The following is a 17,056-nucleotide window of genomic DNA, read 5'->3' as shown; positions in this document are numbered from 1 at the left end:
AAAAATGCAACAAATGCCTAATCATACAATATCTTATTTTTGTTCTACGTTAACACCTGTGCTGCATTTTTCATGATAGTCATCAAAAAATTCTAGAAAAGCTTGATAAGGCATAGGCTTAGAGTAGTGAAAACCCTGTACAAAATCACACTCATGGGCATTGACTCTTTGTAGTTGCTGGTCATTTTCAATGCCCTCTCCAATCACCCGAACCCCCAGACTATGGGCCATATTAACAATGGCTGAGACCATGGTCTCATCATCCTTACTGTTGGCAATACCATTGATAAAGGATCGGTCGATCTTAAGAAGATCAATGGGGAACTGTTTAAGATACCCCAGTGAAGAGTACCCCGTACCAAAATCATCCAGAGCAACACGTACACCCAACGCCTTAATTTCATGCAGCATATTCAAAGTATGACTGGGGTCTCGGATCATCAGACTCTCAGTAATCTCTAACATCAAGTTACTGGGTTTAATACCGGTTTCTTTAAGTGCCGCCTTAATCTGGTAAGCCAAGTGTCCCTCTTGGAACTGGCGGGCTGAGACATTGACCGAGAAAGTAATATCGGGGTGTCCCTCCTCCTCCCACTCAGCAATGGTCTCCATCACACTGCGTAACACCCATAGACCAATGGGGACAATCAAGCCAGTATCTTCTGCCACCGGAATAAACTGGTCAGGATAAACCATCTCACCTGCACTGTTTTTCCAGCGGATTAAAGCCTCCACCCCAGTAATACGACCACTGGCTTGATCCACATAGGGCTGGTAGTGAATCCAGAACTGTTTTTGCTCAATGGCAACACGCAGTTCCTGCTCAATTTTATGGTGCTGCTTGGCATCCTCATTCATGGTGGCGGTATAGAAGCAATAACTCCCCCGGCCATTCTCCTTGGCGCGGTACATGGCCACATCCGCATTTTTAATTAGATCCAAGCTGTTATCAGCATCTTTTGGAAAAACCGTTATACCAATACTGGCCGAGATAAACAGCTCGTGACCCTCAATAAAATACCGTTCTTCCAGTTTATCAATCATCCCCTGTGCCAAACGGGCTACGCCATCTGGACCATGAAGTTCAGGTAGGATTACTGTAAATTCATCCCCCCCCAAACGGGCGACGGTATCAGAGTCCCGTACAGAGCTAGAGAGACGGGTCGCAACCTCCTGCAACAATTGGTCGCCAATGTTGTGCCCTAAGGTATCGTTCACATATTTAAAGCGATCCAGATCAATAAACAGAAGTGCTACCTGGCATCCAGATCGCTGGCTTCGCTTGAGTTCTGTTTGCAGACGATCATTAAACAGACTACGGTTTGGCAGATCAGTCAGGGAATCAAAGTTGGCTTGGTAACGGATGGTATCTTCAGCCTCTTTACGCCGTGTGATATCGCTAAAGGCCGCAATATATTGCACCGTTTTACCTTGCTCATCCGCCACAGTAGAGATGGAAAGCCACTCCGGATAGGTTTCACCATTTTTCCGTCGGTTCCAGATCTCTCCTTCCCAAATGCCATTTTCTTCCAGATCATTCCACATTTGCTGATAAAACTCAGCATCGTGATGACCCGACTGCAAAATGTCCGGACCACGCCCTAAAACATCCGTTTCTGTGTAGCCTGTTATCCGGGTAAAGGCAGGGTTGACCATCTCAATTTTATTATCATAAGAACTGATCATTAGAGCTTCATTGGTGGTACGGAACAGAACCGCAGCCATACGCTGATCATGCTCAGCTTTACGCCGTTCTGTAATATCATGCAGCAATCCCTGATACTGTAGCAGCTGCCCCTGTGTATTGAATTGGGGGAAAACACAACACTCAAACCACCTGGGCGATTGTTTATCAAATTGCAAACGAAACTCCAGGTTGACCTCCCCTTTATCGGCTGGTCTTGCAGCTAGCGCAGCAACCATATGGGGTAAATCATCTGGATGTATAAAAGGCTTAAGTGTGAGAATATCCACTTTGGCATTGAGAATACGGTAACAGTTCTCGGAGACATAACTCAGCGTCCACGGCTCATCATCTTCCCACGATAAAACCACCGTGTGGCTAATTGAAATGATGCGTTCAAGCTCTTCCCGCTTTAAAGCAACCTGTCGCTGGCTCTCCTCCCGCTCATTTCGCAACCGTTCCATGGTTGAAAAATTATCCCGGAAAACCCGCATAGCACCCAGCAGATCCCCTACCTCAGATCGATCCAAACTCTCCAGGGGTACAGACACATCCCCCTCTGAAAGACGTAACATGGCTTTGCGAATGTGAGAGAGCGGTGCGGTAATACTACGGCCAACAATGGCAGAAACGGTCCAAACGATCAAAAGAGAGGTCAAGATTACAGCGACAAAAGTACTGGCGGCTTCCCGAAAAATCAGATCAACATCATCAAGATAGATGCCAGACCCTACCACCCATCCCCAGGGTTCAAACTTCTGAACATAAGAGAGTTTTTTTGAAGCTTGCACCTGCCCAGGCTTGGGCCAAAGGTAAGAAACAAAACCAGCCCCTTTGGTTTTGGCAACATCGACAAACTGGCTGAACAGATAGACACCATTGGCATCCCGGATCCCATCAACCACCTCCCCATTCAGCTCAGGCCTTATGGGGTGAACCACCATACGAACATTCAGATCATTGATCCAAAAGTAGTCATTCTCTCCATAACGCAACTGCGCTACAGAAGCTGCGGCTTCTCGCTGGGCATCCGGTAACGTCATCTTGCCCGCTTCAACCAATGTTTGGTAACGGGTTAATGTGCCAACAGCAACCTGAACCAGATGCTGGGTCTTATTTTTACGGTCTTGGATGAGGTTGTCATGTAACTCATGCAGGCCAAAACCACCAACAAACATCAATGCAATGAGGGCGCAAGCCACCATGATCAACATACGATGATGAATTTGAATATGCTTTAAAGAGACACCTTCACTGTCCATCTGTTTTATGCCCCCCCTACGTCCTTTTAGCATCCCCACATGAAAATGCTTATTCCCCGCTTACTAATGTAGAACATTCCCCCCCCAAGAATCTATTTAAACCGGAAGGGATGACCTATTCAATTTCACTATTTTTGCAAGGCCCTTATTCTAGTAGCCCCTTCTAATAACAAAGAAAAAATGAAGAACATGCGAAAAACTGATGACGCTTAGATTACGAACAAAGCCTTAATCCAATTATCTTACCTCTGTATCATGTATACGCCCTTAATGTTGATCAATCCCAGCCCCTTACTATGGATCAGATTTCTGCTCGGCGCCCCTATAATACATGGGCGTACCGAGCCATGTACGGTTGTATATCATCAAGCGGGAGAGTGAGGGTACAACGGGAGTTGCGGAATTTTGTCAACGCACAGGTGGGGTTCGATTGAAAAAGGACAGTATAAAAAGGGATTAAGCACACCAATATTCACATTATATCTAAGGACAAACCAAGCACGACACCTCCAACAACAACATCACGCATATCTGGTCAAAGCACCTTACAAAAGCCAACTAATGGGCATAACACTCGACAGCATGACAGGGGAAGGATCGAAATAATGTAAAAGGGAGGTGCCACCAGGGTCCATAACCCTTAACGTGTACACCTCCCCAACACCAGATCGTTAAACGTTATTCAATGGCCTCAATTTCAACACCAAAGGTCATTGCACCAATCACTTTACCCGCCGCTTTAACCGGAATGGAAATCTGCACTTGGTAGCTTTGTGAACTCTGGTCCAGCTCCAATTCGCTGATATGGACAGTCCCCTGCCCACCGGCAAAGGATTTTATAAATTTCGCTTCATCACCCTGCCAATAATCAGAGGTTTTATCGGACATGCAGACATTGGCACCCTGATTATCCATGGCAAAAACCTCTGTCAAATAGAGGTTTTCATCCTTCCAACCAATAAGAACCTGACCACAATCCGAATCGATCAGCTCCTGCATGGTATCATCAACCCCCTCTTCAGCTTTCCAATGCTCATCGACACGTTTAATGGCCTCCAGCGTCAGACCTGTAGCGTTCTGAGCTTGCACTGCTGCAACCACCGTGGCATTGGTCCCTAATTCAGCCAGCTTAATCGAGAGATTCTTTACTTTTTCAGGAACTTCGTCCGCTGCAGCAGGTAGAGCCATGCAAACCATAGCTACAACACCAAAAACTCGAATTATGTGAGAGGGGTTCATGTGCATCTCCTATGGGCCGTAGAGAAGAGTACCAGGTATGATAAAAAGCCATCAAAACCCGTATCAGGTCATATTCACATTCACAACAGGCATAGGTACGCTTAACTCATGCGCGGATCAGACCCAAAACCTGCATGGCGCTGCTAACTACCAAAAAAATGGGCGCGGGACCTTTTCACCCTGCCACAACAGACAAAGCATGTCCAACTCAAGATATACAACACATTTATTTTGCTATTTATAATTTCTTAGTCGCAACACACATGATAGGGACAACCTCTTTAACAACATCCATTCGAACGTACCCACATAGACAGAAATAAATCTTTGAGATATTTAGAGATAATAATCCATCCCCCCCCTTAAGAAACAGGAATAAAACAACACATAATAAAGATCACAAGCCACCCAAAAACAACACAATCTCACCCCCCTTCTGCCCGAATAAAAATGGACTAAACAGGTAAGCCTGTCGGCTAAACCACCCTCTTCATACGCCCTAAAACAGAGATACAACACATTCCAACTCACCATGCATGCAGAAGATATCTTGGTTAAGTAGCCCAGCGTTTGACGCTCAATGAGTCTCTAAACGTGTATATGAGTCGCTACACATTCACAGAAAAAACCTTAGAGACTTTTGAAAAAAGCACTGAGAAAACGAGCGTGACACACTTACTGGCCAACCGATGGGAAAAGCGTGTAGGGTCGATTGTGACCGCACTAAAGAAGCAAAACCAACCTTGACGGATATTCAAAGAGCGCCAGCCACACCTTAGCGACAGTTTTTAAAATCTTCGTAGAAGAAGGGACTAGCCTACTGATTGCAGCGCTCCCTACCAGATGCTCTAGTAAGCTCATCGCTAACAGAGTTTTGTATTTCAAAAACTGACGACGAAAAAGCTCAATTCGGCTACCTGAAGATCCTCGCTAGCACCACTCAACCGTGGTCCATTTTAGCTAAAGAGAACCGATACTAAAAAAGCACCCATGATGGCTAAGCGAGTGGCATTTTTTAAATGATGGGGAGGGTCACTCAACGTTGACAAGCCCAACAAACCTCTATGCTCTCTCTATAGATTGACACCTATAAAAAGAGAGACCCTATGAATCTATTCAGGCATAAACATCTTAATTCAATTGTTTAAACAATCATTAGCCGGGCTATTGCTTCTTAAATAAGCCCATATCATTCAGCCATTACAAAACGACAAACAACCTGAATTAGGGCAGAGGGAGCAACACCATGTTCTCTATACTCTTCTGTTGTTGGCGCTTATGTACAGCCTCTGCGACACTGGACATTAAGGGAGGTGAAAGGCACAAGCGCCAAAGTTTTTTACTCTGTTGCAAGGCATAGGGTACAAGCTTGCCCACACCACGATGCCAGCCAACCCTTTTAACGTGCCTTCGTGCCTGCGCAGCATGATTAAATCGTTGAGCAAGGCAGACCAGCCTGCTGGCTTTGATATCTCTCATTACGCCCTCCAACAGTACTGGGGTATCATGCAACTGTTCTGAGTCACGTATGATAAAATGAGGCTGCACACCACGGTGTTCACAAAAAACGCCGTCTGGCCCTAACAAATGGCCTACTGTGAGCTTTAAGCCACTACCATTGGGCAACTGAAAATAGCGTTGTGTCAAACACTTACCAAAACTACCCTGCCCCACCACCCAAGCTGCTCCATGAAACTTCAAAGCCCGTACAAACAGCTCTGCAGCAGATGCTGTTCCTGGGCCTATCAACACAACAACCGGATGGGGCATGACCCGCATGGCAGCCGTACTCTGTAAGGGGATAGAGGTACCATCAGACTCCACCATGGTTACAATAGGCAGCCCTTCATCTAAAAAGAGTGAGGCTGCATCAACGGCTTCCAGCACACTCCCCCCTGGCGCATAGCGTAGATCCAGGATAATAGGGCCACCAAACGCCAGACCCTTTAGCAGCGCCTGCTGTAATGCCAGCGCAGTCCGATGGGCTAAGAAAGAATGAATACGAATAAGCACACCTGATTGATGGTTGGTTAATGGGTGTAGTTCAACCGTCGGAATGGTGAAGGAACCCAGTTTTACCGCAGAGATCCGCTCTTTGCTTTGACCGGGTATGCGCCAGCGAATGGCAATATCTCTTCGGCCCTGAAGCTGAGCCGCAACATAGCCAATTTTTTTATCCTGTAGTGAGACCCCGGCAATGCCAGTAAGAAAGACAGCCCGTTGGATGCCCGCTTGCCAAACAGCCCCCCCCTTAATGGGTGCCATTAAGATACCACCCGGCTGTTCAAGTACCATAGCACCTAAACCCAGGGAAGATTTAGGACGGGTTAAAGCGCGATATTGAGGATAATCTATCCATTGACTATACGGGTCTAAAGTGGACAAAAAGCGCTGCAGCTCCCCACTGGAACTCACCGGCACCTGCTGTGAAGTGGGGTGGGCAATATGATGTTTGCTGATAAGAGAAGCCGCACTGTTTAAGTCGGGTGCGGCCCATGCCTGGGCCACACCCATTATCAGCACCACCCCCACCAGCCAGAACCGGGCGCACAAGGGACGACGCCTATTCAAGCATCGCAGCGGCAATCTCTTCAGCCAGCTGATCACGCTCTAGCCGTAATGCCTCTACCCGAGCAGCCAGGGCCGGATCTGCGGCCTTACTGCTCTGTACCTTGGTGGATTGGATCTGACCATTAAGGGTCATCAACTTCTCTTCCAACATCCGTTTTTTTTGGGCATCCGCACGGCTAGCGACTTTCATATGTGATAACTGGCGGGCCAACACATGGTTTTGGCGCTCGATATCAGCCAGTTGATTACGCAAGCGGGCTACCTGTTGCGCACGACTGTCCTTCTTAGACTCAAGCTGCATATTCTCCTGTTCCAACTGCTCTCGCAGAGATTGAGCACGGGACAGCTCTTGATCTTTTTCATCGACCCGACGCTGATAGCAGTTACTGCTCAATGCCTGGGCGCCACTCATAAACCCTCCTTTAGAAGGGTCGCACTCCGCGGTACTCATGGTCTGGCACCCCTGAAGCAGCAGAGGTGCGGTAATTATCGCCACTACTAGGCTTAATTTTTTATAAGCAGTCATCAATAGTCTCCAACGTTACAGGTATTGACCCACAGTGGCTGACTGAGTAGCCATGGCATCTACCATACCATTTAACTCTGTGATCTCTGACTCCAGCGCGGCAACCTGTTTGGCCATATTGTTATGGGTTGTCGAACCCTGCTGGGCTGTCTGCACCTCTTGAAGTACGGCCTGCTGAACCTCCAGCTCTTTATTTAAGCTGGCCAATTTTTTCTTGTTACTGGCAAGCCGGGTATCCAGGTCACTTTTCTTGGCCTGCAACTGTACGGTGTTGGCTTTACCACTTTTGGCTTGGGCAACCAGTTGATCAATTTCCGCTTCATCTGCGGCGATGGCGGCTTTCAAATTGCTATTATTGGCATCCAAAGCAGCATTCAGACCCTGAGTCTGTTCAATCTGGGCATTATAAAACGCTTCGGTGGAGGCGAAAGATTGCTTTCGTTTATCAATCTCATTACCGATCACACCACCGATGGCGGCTCCAGCCAGTGCGCCAATGAGTGCACCTTTTTTACCTTTCGCAAGCCCACCAATCAGCGCCCCTAAAAGTGCACCACCAATGGCACCTTCCTTGGTGGCTTGAGTGTTGCTCGGGGCTTTTTCGGAACCGTCCGAAGGCCCTGCTCCGCCAGCTCCGGTGGTTTGACACCCAGCCAGAGCCAGTGTTGAGGCGAGCATTAAAACCGTTGCCTGCTTGGTAACCCGTTTCATAACCATTCTCCCACAAATCTTTGGTCTGCTTGTGTCACATGATAAGTCATCTTACAACTCTCCCAGTAAATCCCTGCTCTGCAAAAGCTGTATAATGGCCTGCTGCATAGCCGCTCTATCCTGCTGACCATCTCCAACCTGTTTAAACTGCTTTTTCACCAACGGGAAGGTCTCCCGCTCAGGCCGGGATACTTTCCCCCGTGCGATCAACTTCGTAAAATGATCAAAACTGCTCTTGGCCAGCTTTTCACCACACCCTTTTAGGGCATCCATCTTTTTAAGATAGTTACCAAAATAGGTCTGTCGTTTTTTGGCTTCATGTTCTGCAGCCTTCTTCAGTTTGACAATTTTTGCCTGAATGGCCGCCTTTTTCTGGGCACGTTTACCCAAGATGGTCGCCAATCGCTCTGCCTTACTCCGTTCAACCTCAGCCCGGCCAAAGAGAAAGACAAAAAGAAGCCCCTCCTTAACATAGGTATCACATACCTGCTGGTTACGCATATCCAACTGACGGGAGGCTTCCGTCAAGGCGGTTTGCAGGCTTTCGAGCTGACGTCGTAACACCTCATCTCCCTCTCCAACCTTGGCCGTGAGGTTTTGTATGGTGTTTTGAGCACTATTAATGGCCGCACCAGCTTGCACACCGCTATTCACTAAGCTCTGCCCTGCCGGGGTTTTACTACGTAGTTTCTGCAAGTAGCTCTCAAACCCCTCTTCCAGGGTCAAACGGTACTGTTTGGTTGGTATGACAGGGCTGCCAATAGCCAATCGGATGCCTGTCGTAGGCGATCGAACCGCCACCATCGTCTCCCCACGCGCCATATAGATCCCAACCTCTGAGCGAAAAGCGGTTCGGATTTCAGAGGCTTTATTGAGGAAACTGCCGCCCCGAGCACTTAACGCACCAGATTTCCCCTGCCCCAACTCCGCCTGAAACAGCTCAGCCGTAAGCTCTTGCACATTGCCGAACTGATCATGAAATCCATTAATGGCATCCAGAGTACCGATACGGCGGGGTTTACCTTTGGCTTTAGGTTGGACAAAAGCATATTTCTTGGCTTTGGCGCGGGAAAAAGGTAAAGCATCATCAAATTGGCCATGCCCAGCCCCACCTCGGGCAGCAAACTCCCACTCAACTTCAGTAGGGAGACGCACAAAACCGGGAATGGCCTTCTGCTCCTCAGGTGCGGCGATGGAAGGAAGCTTAGCCCGACAGGCCTGATCGCCATAACACCACAGGTTATAACGGTGTATAAAGTCACGGTAATCTGCCAGCGTTAGCCAAGCTGCAGGAAATGCCAGCGCACGGTCTAGTTTTTTACCCTTTAGTTTGGCCAGCTTTTTATCCTTAGGGTCACCAGACTTGGCGATCAATGCTTTAACACCTGCGGGCATATCTCCTGCACCCAGCACAGCAGCTACCTGGGCTTTTGAAACTTCATATTTACCCATATGGTAGACCCAACCCTCAGCTTCGGGAAAAGATCCCCCTACCATAGTTTTACGTGGTGCGGCAAACAGGCCACCCTGAGGGTCCCCAACCTGCACAATCCGGCGATGATCGCCCCAAAAAGCTTGCCCCGGTACCGTAACTTTACGAAACACCATACTTAAGCCAGCAGGCATAGGTAGATGAAAGTCATCGACCGCAGGACAGGGATCGTGGGTAGCAATCCCCTGTTTTTTAGTGGGGCACTTGGCCTGGGCCGATATGGGCAACAGCAGCGTGATAAGGGCCAATAGGGAAATCCAGGTCTTAACCATGAGGCTCTCCTTTTACTCCACACGTATGGCTTCAGCCGGTTCAATGCGTGTGGTCCGCCACGCTGCCACCAACGCACTTACAGCAGCCGCAGCGATCATGATCACCACCGCAGATGTCACCATGAAGGGTGTAAGTGCACAAATACGCTCCCCCAAGGCCAGATCTGCCGCAAAGACATGGTTGATAATACCCGCCAAGAGATAAAAACCACTGACAGCCAGTAAAGCACTCAATGCTGCGACCAATATCGCTTGATGCAAGGGAAACCAGAACACCTGCCGCCGGGTTAACCCCAATAAACGCATCATAGCAATGGCCCGTTTTTTACGATCGACCGATGCATAAAGGCTGGCAACTAGCGCGGCCAAGCCACCCAGAATTGAGACCACAGCAATGAGCCAAAAAATACGGTTCAGGCCCCGGTCTAAAGTACGAATGCGCTCAATGGCCTGCACTTTAGCAAGGGTTTCCACCCCCTGATCTTGCAGTAAACGATATAAGCCTGCAACATCCTCAATACTCTTGGTATAAAGGCGAAAACCGTGAAAGCCACCCCGATCCAACGCAAAGCCAGCCTGCACCCCATCAAACCGTATAGATCGCTGCTGACCCGTACGCAGTGTGCCAGCCAGATCCACCGGAATAATGGCCCGTTGCAACCTTGTTGTGCCCATAACCTGCAGCTGGAAGGGAGGTAACGACGCCCCCTGTGTCATCTGTACGGCTATCGTGCCGGATGATATACCCAGGTCCTCAGGCAACAACAGGCCCATCAAACCTCCACGGTTCCAGGGGGTTTGAATCCCTAATTGCGCCGCCTCTGTTGGGGTCAAGGAGAGCGCCGTTACGGGCCGTTGCGACCTCTGCCCGTGCCGATCCAACACCAGATCCCCGACGTGAGCATAGGGAAGAATAATCGTCCCCCTTCCCCGCAATTTATCCCGGACCATAGCAAGCGCACTTTTCTGCACCGGCTGTTTAAGCACATGCAGATGGTATAGCTTTGCCCCCTCAGGCACAGGCAACCCCACCAGCGCATTAAAACGCGCCTCAGACAGGGCCTCCAGTTGGCTAAATCCTGTTCCGATGGTAAGACGTCTCAGCAACATCATCGGTACCGGCTTCATAGCCACCAAGTAGATACCATCAAAGCTCTGGTAGGGTACAGGTCGTCCGCCTGACCAACCGCGCTCCGGCACGGCCAAACCTTCCCGATATTGCTCAACATCCACAGCCAGCTGCAGGGGTACGTAAACTCTAGGGAGTGCATCAGCCCTGGGTTCAAGTATGGCAACCACCTGCAAGCTCTGCTTGGCCTCCTGCCGCCGCCCTTTATAGGTCCGAGCTGCACGCAACGTCACGGGATCTCCCGTTTGAACCTTGAGCCGCACCGCAGCCTCAGTAGAGAGAACCGCCTGCCCCTTTTGGGGAATGACCCCACCATTCTCCAGCAGCAGTGGATCTCCAGGCCCCGTGGGCAGCATATCCATACCTTCTCGCCGTGTTGCGGCCTGCAACCGTACGATGGATGATCCCCGCAAAATGGTGGGGGAAACAAAAGCGACTTCAGGCCGTTTGGCCAAAGCATCAAACCAGCTCTGTTGCAAGTTCATAGCGCGCTGAGGTTTTAGCTCCCGATAGACAGGGTCCTCGACCAACCGCCCTTTTAAGGTCTGAATGGTGCCATTTTTAAGCCCCAACAACAGCAACAATGGGGTAAGAATGGTTGCCAGGGCCAATACCATACAGAGGGTTAAAATCCACTCATGCAGGAGATCTTTGGTGGCCAACCCTAAGGTACTACCCGCGCCCATCATGGAAAAATCTCCCCACAAATCGAGTGGGTATGGCTGTCGGTCTGCTGCTTTAAATCAAAGCTATAGGTATGGTCAGCCTGGCTCACCAAATCCCGATCATGGGTAACCATCACCACCGCAACACCTTGCGCCCTGGCCAGGTGTTGTAGATCTTTAACAATGCCACGGGCACGCGGTTTATCCACCGCAGCTGTAGGCTCATCCGCCAAGATGATACGGGGCCTATGGATCAAGGCACGAGCAATGGCCGCTCGTTGCCGTTGCCCACCAGAGAGGTGCTGAGGCTTTTTATCCAGCATGGGCGCTATCCCCAACCGCTCAGCCAAGGCCACAATGCCTGTTTCATCCACAGGTTGATGGTTGATCTTCATGGGCAAACGCAGGTTTTCTCGCACACTTAAAAAGGGCAACAACCCGCCAGTCTGCAGAACATAACCCAAGTACCGCCTTCTGAGCATCGCCAAAGCAGCTTCATCATGACCCCGCCACAGCCCACGGGCATCTATCTGTCTCTGTTCTAACTGAAAACTAAACTGTTGACAGGCACCAGGTTGCAGGACCAGTGCGAGCAGATCCAACAAGGTACTCTTACCACAACCGGAATCCCCAACCACGGCAACAAAGTTACCGGGGCTTAACTGAAAATGAGGCATTTCCAAGGTAAAGCTGACCCCACCTTGTGCCCGTTCCCGTCGTAATCCACGTATTTCCAATAAGGCTGCCATCTGACAGCCTTAAGGTAGCGCTTCCAGGGGCACGGGGTAGATTTTGTCTGTGTCAGGCGCTCTTGGATCCAACACCTTCCATACATCCACGTTCTGGTTAACCTCCACATAGTATTGAAGTTTGGCTTCAAGGGCGCGTTCCAAGGCCACCCGTTCATCGGGTTGCATCGCCTCATAGGTTTCATTGTTCATGTCCAGAATGGTGGACTTATAGGGCAGGCTCTCAATCCAACGGGGCATGAGCTGAGTATTGCTCAGAGTTTTTGCCCCCTCAAAGGTCACTTGCTGCCCTTTGGCCACCTGCGACATCACCGCCTGCAACGCCTCAAAAAACTGCAACTCCGCAAATTCGGCAGTCCGCAGGGCCTCAATCACTTTACTCAAGGTGGTGATCAGGTTGTTCAGCTCTCCTTTGGTGAGCAATACCCGCACATCCAGAGCTCTCTTCTCTGGGTTGATCAGATCCCGATCCATCGCCCAAAAGGTGATATCTCTAACGGGCTCTCCCCCCAAATAGTTAACCAAAGCCGCCGCGGCCACCTGCTTAACCATCTCTTGCGTAGCCTCTACTTGGGCGGAAGCCGCCGTCTCCTCCCCTAACAGCTCTTTTAGGGTGGCCTCACCCGAAGCCAACAGTGAGTCTGGGTTGACCCCGGCACCACTGCGCGCCGCCGAGATAATGAAGTTCATCATCCCGGCAATGACCTTTACCTGATCTTCAAAGCCCTTGGTATCTTTTGCATCAATACTGAAGTAGGCGGGGCTCTCGGTTCCGGGGTTGGTACCCAGGGTTGAGAACTGCACCTCAGCCCGGGGGTGATCTTTTGCGTAACGCTTTTCTTTAAGGTGAATGGCAAAGTTATAGATGTTTTTATCCCGTGCCATCTGCGCCAACTCTGCGGCACCCAACCCTGTTGTTGATTGCTTGTGTCCCGGTTCGTGGGCAGAGGCATCCCCAACCACCACCATAAAACGCAGCCCATCCCCCCATGGGATCTCATTCAAGGCTGTTTTAACACCTGCATAGACCTCCTCAGCATAGTCATCGCTGGTGGTTTGGGCCGCACGAACCTCGTTCCCCATCAACTGGGCAAAGCGGGTATTGTCTAACATGTTTGGAGTAAAGTTTTTGGCCGTATAGGCCAGAGAGGGCATACGTTTAAGATCATCCCGATATCCCACAAACCCAAAACGGATCTGCTCTTTAATGGCGGGATCTTTGGCCATAGCACCGGCCAAATCCAACATCGCTTGTTTGGTACTCTTGACATAAGGACCCATGGATCCGGTGAGATCCATGACAAAGACCAGATCTACCGTAAGGTTCTTGCCCTCTGCACCACTCATGGTGGCACGACTGGTGGCCGACTTTTGGAAGGTTTGACTCTCCAGTGTGGTTTGGTTTTGTGCATCGGAGCGCTGATTGGGCACAGCCGCTGCGACTTTAACCAATCTGGTCTCATCATCGAACAGATCAGAGACCTGATAATCCAGGACCGGCAGGATGTAAAAATTATCCTCAATATCCACAAAGCGGTTCGGCTCAACAGAAACCACACCTTGGGGTTTCCCCCCTTTTTGTATGTCTCCGTAGAGAGCATCTGCCAACCCCTCTCGCTCATCCGCCTCGACCAGAGTTTGTAGGTTGGGTAGATCTTTAAACATGAGAACCGGCTTACGTGCCTCTTCACCAGTACCGGGGTGGGTATAGGCCACCACCAGTGCTTGGCGCCACTCCATGACATCCTTGGCTTGCATCCAACCATCGGCACTACTCAGGGTACCGCCGACCTGGTACCAACCTTTGGGCTCTGCTGGATTACTGTTATCCAACCCTACCCGCTCAAAAACAAATAAAGGAGAGAAAGCCTTAAGGTTTTCCTTGGCAATGGTTTCGGTAGACTGCTGGGTAAACAGATGGGATGCAGGACGGGGCAACACCCGAAATGGCAAGCCGGTGGTGGACTCTCGGCACACCTTGCCAGCTTTGCAACTGATCTGAAAAGTAGGTGCCGTGACGGCACCACTGTTAAGTGCCTCTTTAAGGGCGCTGGGATCGTCCGGTAACGCCTCTTTTAATTCATCACTTTCCGTCGCCAGTATCTCTTTGAGCTCTCCTCCATCCATACCCGGCAATACCTCTTTCAACTCACCGCCATCCATGCCCGGCAGCACCTCTTTTAACTCATCACTTGCCAGTGCTGGGGGTACGGTCATAACCAAGAGCATCATGACGCACCAGATAAGGTGGGAAGTTGGGCGAGGAAGCAACATAACTCTCTCCTAAAATCTCATCATAGCCTACGCAAACATACCAAAAGATGTATCGCTGTTTCGATTATCCAACATTTTTGGATGAAATGGGAATAAAATGCTCAAAAAGCGAACACGCTTCCAGGGGCATTGGAAGCGTGGATAGAAATGTGGTGCTTCACCAGGGGATAACCTGATGCCAAAGAAACCACCTTTTCACATTCTCGGCTGGCGACGCTGGCTTCTCTACCTGCTAACGGGTTTTTTTGCCCTATTGGGGCTGGGAACTGGAGCTAGCTTCATCACCCAGGGAATGCACCATGCGCGACCTGATGATATCTATGCAGGCTTGTTTATGGGCGCCTGCCTATTACTAATAGCAACCCTTTTGGGGTGGATACTGTTCAAGCGCCAACCTTCCACTGCGGACACGAAGATGGACGGTACAACCCAAGGGGTCATGGTGGCACATATGCTCAATCTCTCTGACGATCTGAGCAGTGAGGATATGGATGGGGATGTTTGACAGTTTTAAACAGTGGATGGTTCAGGAGATAGCCGGTGAAAATTACCCTTGCCACCTTAGTTGGCCTGACTTTAATTTCTACCCCCGTGTGGGCGGATTATCCCTCTGCAATCAAGGCCTTTATTGGCAAGGATTATAAACAGGCCGCCTCATTGCTGCGTCCCCTGGCTGATCAGGGCAACGTCAAGGCGCTCTATAGTCTTGCCACCCTCTACCATCATGGGCGGGGAGTGGAGGCTGACCCAGTCATGGCCTGCCTGCTCTACAGCGTCGCAGAACAGGGGGGCGCTAAAAAAGCACCAGGACAAAAAAACCTGCTGTCTAAGGCTCTGGGCCAAGCGGGAGAACAACGCTGCAGCAAGCTCACCGCCAGTTGGAAACCCGGCATGCTGGCAGGTATGCAACGCAAGATGGCCCTAGGGCCATTGGCAGACGGAGGGGTATTTCCACAGATTAAACGCCCAACGCCCCCCCAAGATCCCTATCAGTTTCATAAGGCCCCCAAAGCCCCGACTATTACTGCTGAAATGATGGCTAAGGGGCTTCCAGCAAGAGCAGAGCTTGGGGTAACACCGCCCTCTATTGAAGCCCCTAAAGCTCCTTCCCATATGCGAAAGACCTACCCCACCGCCCAAACCCTACCTAAATATGACTGGGGCAACAGCCCGCTGGATAAGGTGCTGGCCAGCTTAGGGAATGCCAAAGTGGTCGATCGTGACAGTAAAGAAGTAACCCGCAAAACGCATAAAGATGACCAGGGCAAGCGCCATACGACGCTCTATCTTAAGGAAACCATCATAGAAGGAGATCTCAGCCAAGCGACCCGTTTTTCTGGCTGGATCCGCTACTATGTGCGCCGAGATAAACGCTGGATGGAGCTAACGGAGCACCAGGAAGGGATCCCCCATGGTTGGAAATATATTTTCCGCCCCCTCAACCGTAAGGATCAAAGTTCGCCAGCGATTCTGCGAAGGGCCCAACAGATGAACCAGGGCCAAAAGACCGGCTTTGAACTCCGTTTTGACAAGAAAAAGGGCTATTTGAGCAGTGTCGACAGCCGTACCAACGGCCAGTTGGATGGACCAGCCTACCGTTTTTACGAAGATGGCACGCTACACTGTCTCTACAACCATAAAGTTGCCCCCGGGGGCAATGCCTATATGGACCATGGCCCCCGGCTCTGTTTTGATGTCTCAGGGCAACTCACCAGCCAGCAGGAAAAAGTGAATAGCAAGTCCCATGGTGCCGACCGCCAGTATGAAAAAGGATGGCTAAAAAGTGAGAAGTTTTTTGAGATGGATAAATATCAAGGGGTCTACAGCCAGTACCGCCAAGCCAAACTAGAGCAATGGCAGCGCTATCAAAACGGTCAACGTAACGGCCCCAGGCAACACTACAAACTGAGTTACGAGAAAAAACACTATTTAGAGACAGAAGAGTGGTGGAAAGAGGGTAAACGCCATGGCCTACAGTGGCGCCTACATGATAACGGTAAACCCACCACGCTTACAGAATATGTAAACGGCAAAAAACAGGGACTATGGGTCAAATGGAACCGCGATAGCGGACTTATTGACAGCATGGGTCGCCATGAGCAAGGGCAGCAACATGGTCAGACCCTCTATTTTAGTTATGCGGGCGACCTGCACCGTGTTACCAGCATGAAGTTGGGCAAACGCCATGGGCCAGATATAGCGTTTGACAAAGGGCGGGTAACGAACTGGCAGAACTATACGGACAATATCCGAGATGGCGTTCAACTGACCTATAGCGCAGTGCTGGATAACCAATATAAAGATACAGGTCAGTCCGTATCCAGTGCGGTAGAGACCTTTGTTCATGAACCGGGTGAGAGCTACGGCAAAAAACATGGTCGCTATATAGAGTGGGATGCCAGTACGGGTCAGGTGGTAGAATCTGGCAGCTATATTAAAGGCAAAAGAGCCGCCCAATAAATAGATTCTGCTGAATGGGTAT

At 50.0% G+C, this 17,056-nt stretch carries 11 protein-coding genes; 2 read left to right on the top strand and 9 right to left on the bottom strand.

Annotation, left to right across the window (positions count from 1 at the left end):
* Positions 1-33: 33 nt before the first annotated feature.
* The 9 genes from V5T57_RS17175 to V5T57_RS17135 all read right to left on the bottom strand — a co-directional run bounded on the left by V5T57_RS17175 (position 34) and on the right by V5T57_RS17135 (position 14,574).
* Positions 34-2,946, bottom strand: a complete 2,913-nt coding sequence (locus V5T57_RS17175; RefSeq protein WP_332892482.1) for an EAL domain-containing protein — start codon at positions 2,944-2,946, stop codon at positions 34-36.
* Positions 2,947-3,624: 678 nt separating this feature from the next.
* Positions 3,625-4,185, bottom strand: a complete 561-nt coding sequence (locus V5T57_RS17170; protein ID WP_332892481.1) for a PDC sensor domain-containing protein — start codon at positions 4,183-4,185, stop codon at positions 3,625-3,627.
* A gap of 1,224 nt (positions 4,186-5,409) precedes the next feature.
* Complete coding sequence (locus V5T57_RS17165; protein WP_332892480.1) at positions 5,410-6,699, bottom strand: S41 family peptidase; 1,290 nt, start codon at positions 6,697-6,699, stop codon at positions 5,410-5,412.
* A gap of 49 nt (positions 6,700-6,748) precedes the next feature.
* The gene (locus tag V5T57_RS17160) at positions 6,749-7,282 is read right to left on the bottom strand and encodes a hypothetical protein (protein WP_332892479.1); all 534 of its coding nucleotides are present in this window, start codon (positions 7,280-7,282) and stop codon (positions 6,749-6,751) included.
* A gap of 15 nt (positions 7,283-7,297) precedes the next feature.
* Positions 7,298-7,993, bottom strand: coding sequence for a YMGG-like glycine zipper-containing protein (locus V5T57_RS17155; RefSeq protein ID WP_332892478.1), 696 nt, complete (start codon positions 7,991-7,993; stop codon positions 7,298-7,300).
* Positions 7,994-8,044: 51 nt separating this feature from the next.
* Positions 8,045-9,757 (bottom strand): formylglycine-generating enzyme family protein, encoded by a 1,713-nt coding sequence (locus V5T57_RS17150; RefSeq protein ID WP_332892477.1) that lies wholly within the window; start codon positions 9,755-9,757, stop codon positions 8,045-8,047.
* A gap of 12 nt (positions 9,758-9,769) precedes the next feature.
* Entirely contained in the window at positions 9,770-11,575 is a 1,806-nt protein-coding gene (locus V5T57_RS17145; protein WP_332892476.1) for an FtsX-like permease family protein, read from the bottom strand.
* Complete coding sequence (locus V5T57_RS17140) at positions 11,572-12,300, bottom strand: ABC transporter ATP-binding protein (protein ID WP_332892475.1); 729 nt, start codon at positions 12,298-12,300, stop codon at positions 11,572-11,574. The genes V5T57_RS17145 and V5T57_RS17140 overlap by 4 nt, the downstream gene beginning before the upstream one ends.
* Positions 12,301-12,309: 9 nt before the next feature.
* The gene (locus tag V5T57_RS17135) at positions 12,310-14,574 is read right to left on the bottom strand and encodes a vWA domain-containing protein (protein ID WP_332892474.1); all 2,265 of its coding nucleotides are present in this window, start codon (positions 14,572-14,574) and stop codon (positions 12,310-12,312) included.
* Positions 14,575-14,749: 175 nt separating this feature from the next.
* On the opposite strand from V5T57_RS17135, the gene V5T57_RS17130 reads away from it, so the two are divergent.
* Both V5T57_RS17130 and V5T57_RS17125 read left to right on the top strand, forming a co-directional pair.
* Positions 14,750-15,079 (top strand): phosphatase PAP2 family protein, encoded by a 330-nt coding sequence (locus V5T57_RS17130; RefSeq protein ID WP_332892473.1) that lies wholly within the window; start codon positions 14,750-14,752, stop codon positions 15,077-15,079.
* A 35-nt stretch (positions 15,080-15,114) separates the two neighbouring features.
* Complete coding sequence (locus V5T57_RS17125) at positions 15,115-17,034, top strand: hypothetical protein (RefSeq protein ID WP_332892472.1); 1,920 nt, start codon at positions 15,115-15,117, stop codon at positions 17,032-17,034.
* The last annotated feature ends 22 nt before the right edge of the window (positions 17,035-17,056 follow it).

The sequence above is a fragment of the Magnetococcus sp. PR-3 genome (genome assembly GCF_036689865.1).
GTDB lineage: Bacteria > Pseudomonadota > Magnetococcia > Magnetococcales > Magnetococcaceae > Magnetococcus.
Note: the sequence above shows the minus strand (reverse complement) of the source record. Positions and strands in the feature narration are given on the sequence as shown.

Bases quoted from the DNA above. Each gene is read 5' to 3' on its own strand.
- V5T57_RS17175 (WP_332892482.1), bottom strand. From the start codon at position 2,946: ATGGACAGTGAAGGTGTCTCTTTAAAGCATATTCAAATTCATCATCGT.
- V5T57_RS17170 (WP_332892481.1), bottom strand. From the start codon at position 4,185: ATGAACCCCTCTCACATAATTCGAGTTTTTGGTGTTGTAGCTATGGTT.
- V5T57_RS17165 (WP_332892480.1), bottom strand. From the start codon at position 6,699: ATGGGTGTGGCCCAGGCATGGGCCGCACCCGACTTAAACAGTGCGGCT.
- V5T57_RS17160 (WP_332892479.1), bottom strand. From the start codon at position 7,282: ATGACTGCTTATAAAAAATTAAGCCTAGTAGTGGCGATAATTACCGCA.
- V5T57_RS17155 (WP_332892478.1), bottom strand. From the start codon at position 7,993: ATGAAACGGGTTACCAAGCAGGCAACGGTTTTAATGCTCGCCTCAACA.
- V5T57_RS17150 (WP_332892477.1), bottom strand. From the start codon at position 9,757: ATGGTTAAGACCTGGATTTCCCTATTGGCCCTTATCACGCTGCTGTTG.
- V5T57_RS17145 (WP_332892476.1), bottom strand. From the start codon at position 11,575: ATGATGGGCGCGGGTAGTACCTTAGGGTTGGCCACCAAAGATCTCCTG.
- V5T57_RS17140 (WP_332892475.1), bottom strand. From the start codon at position 12,300: ATGGCAGCCTTATTGGAAATACGTGGATTACGACGGGAACGGGCACAA.
- V5T57_RS17135 (WP_332892474.1), bottom strand. From the start codon at position 14,574: ATGTTGCTTCCTCGCCCAACTTCCCACCTTATCTGGTGCGTCATGATG.
- V5T57_RS17130 (WP_332892473.1), top strand. From the start codon at position 14,750: ATGCCAAAGAAACCACCTTTTCACATTCTCGGCTGGCGACGCTGGCTT.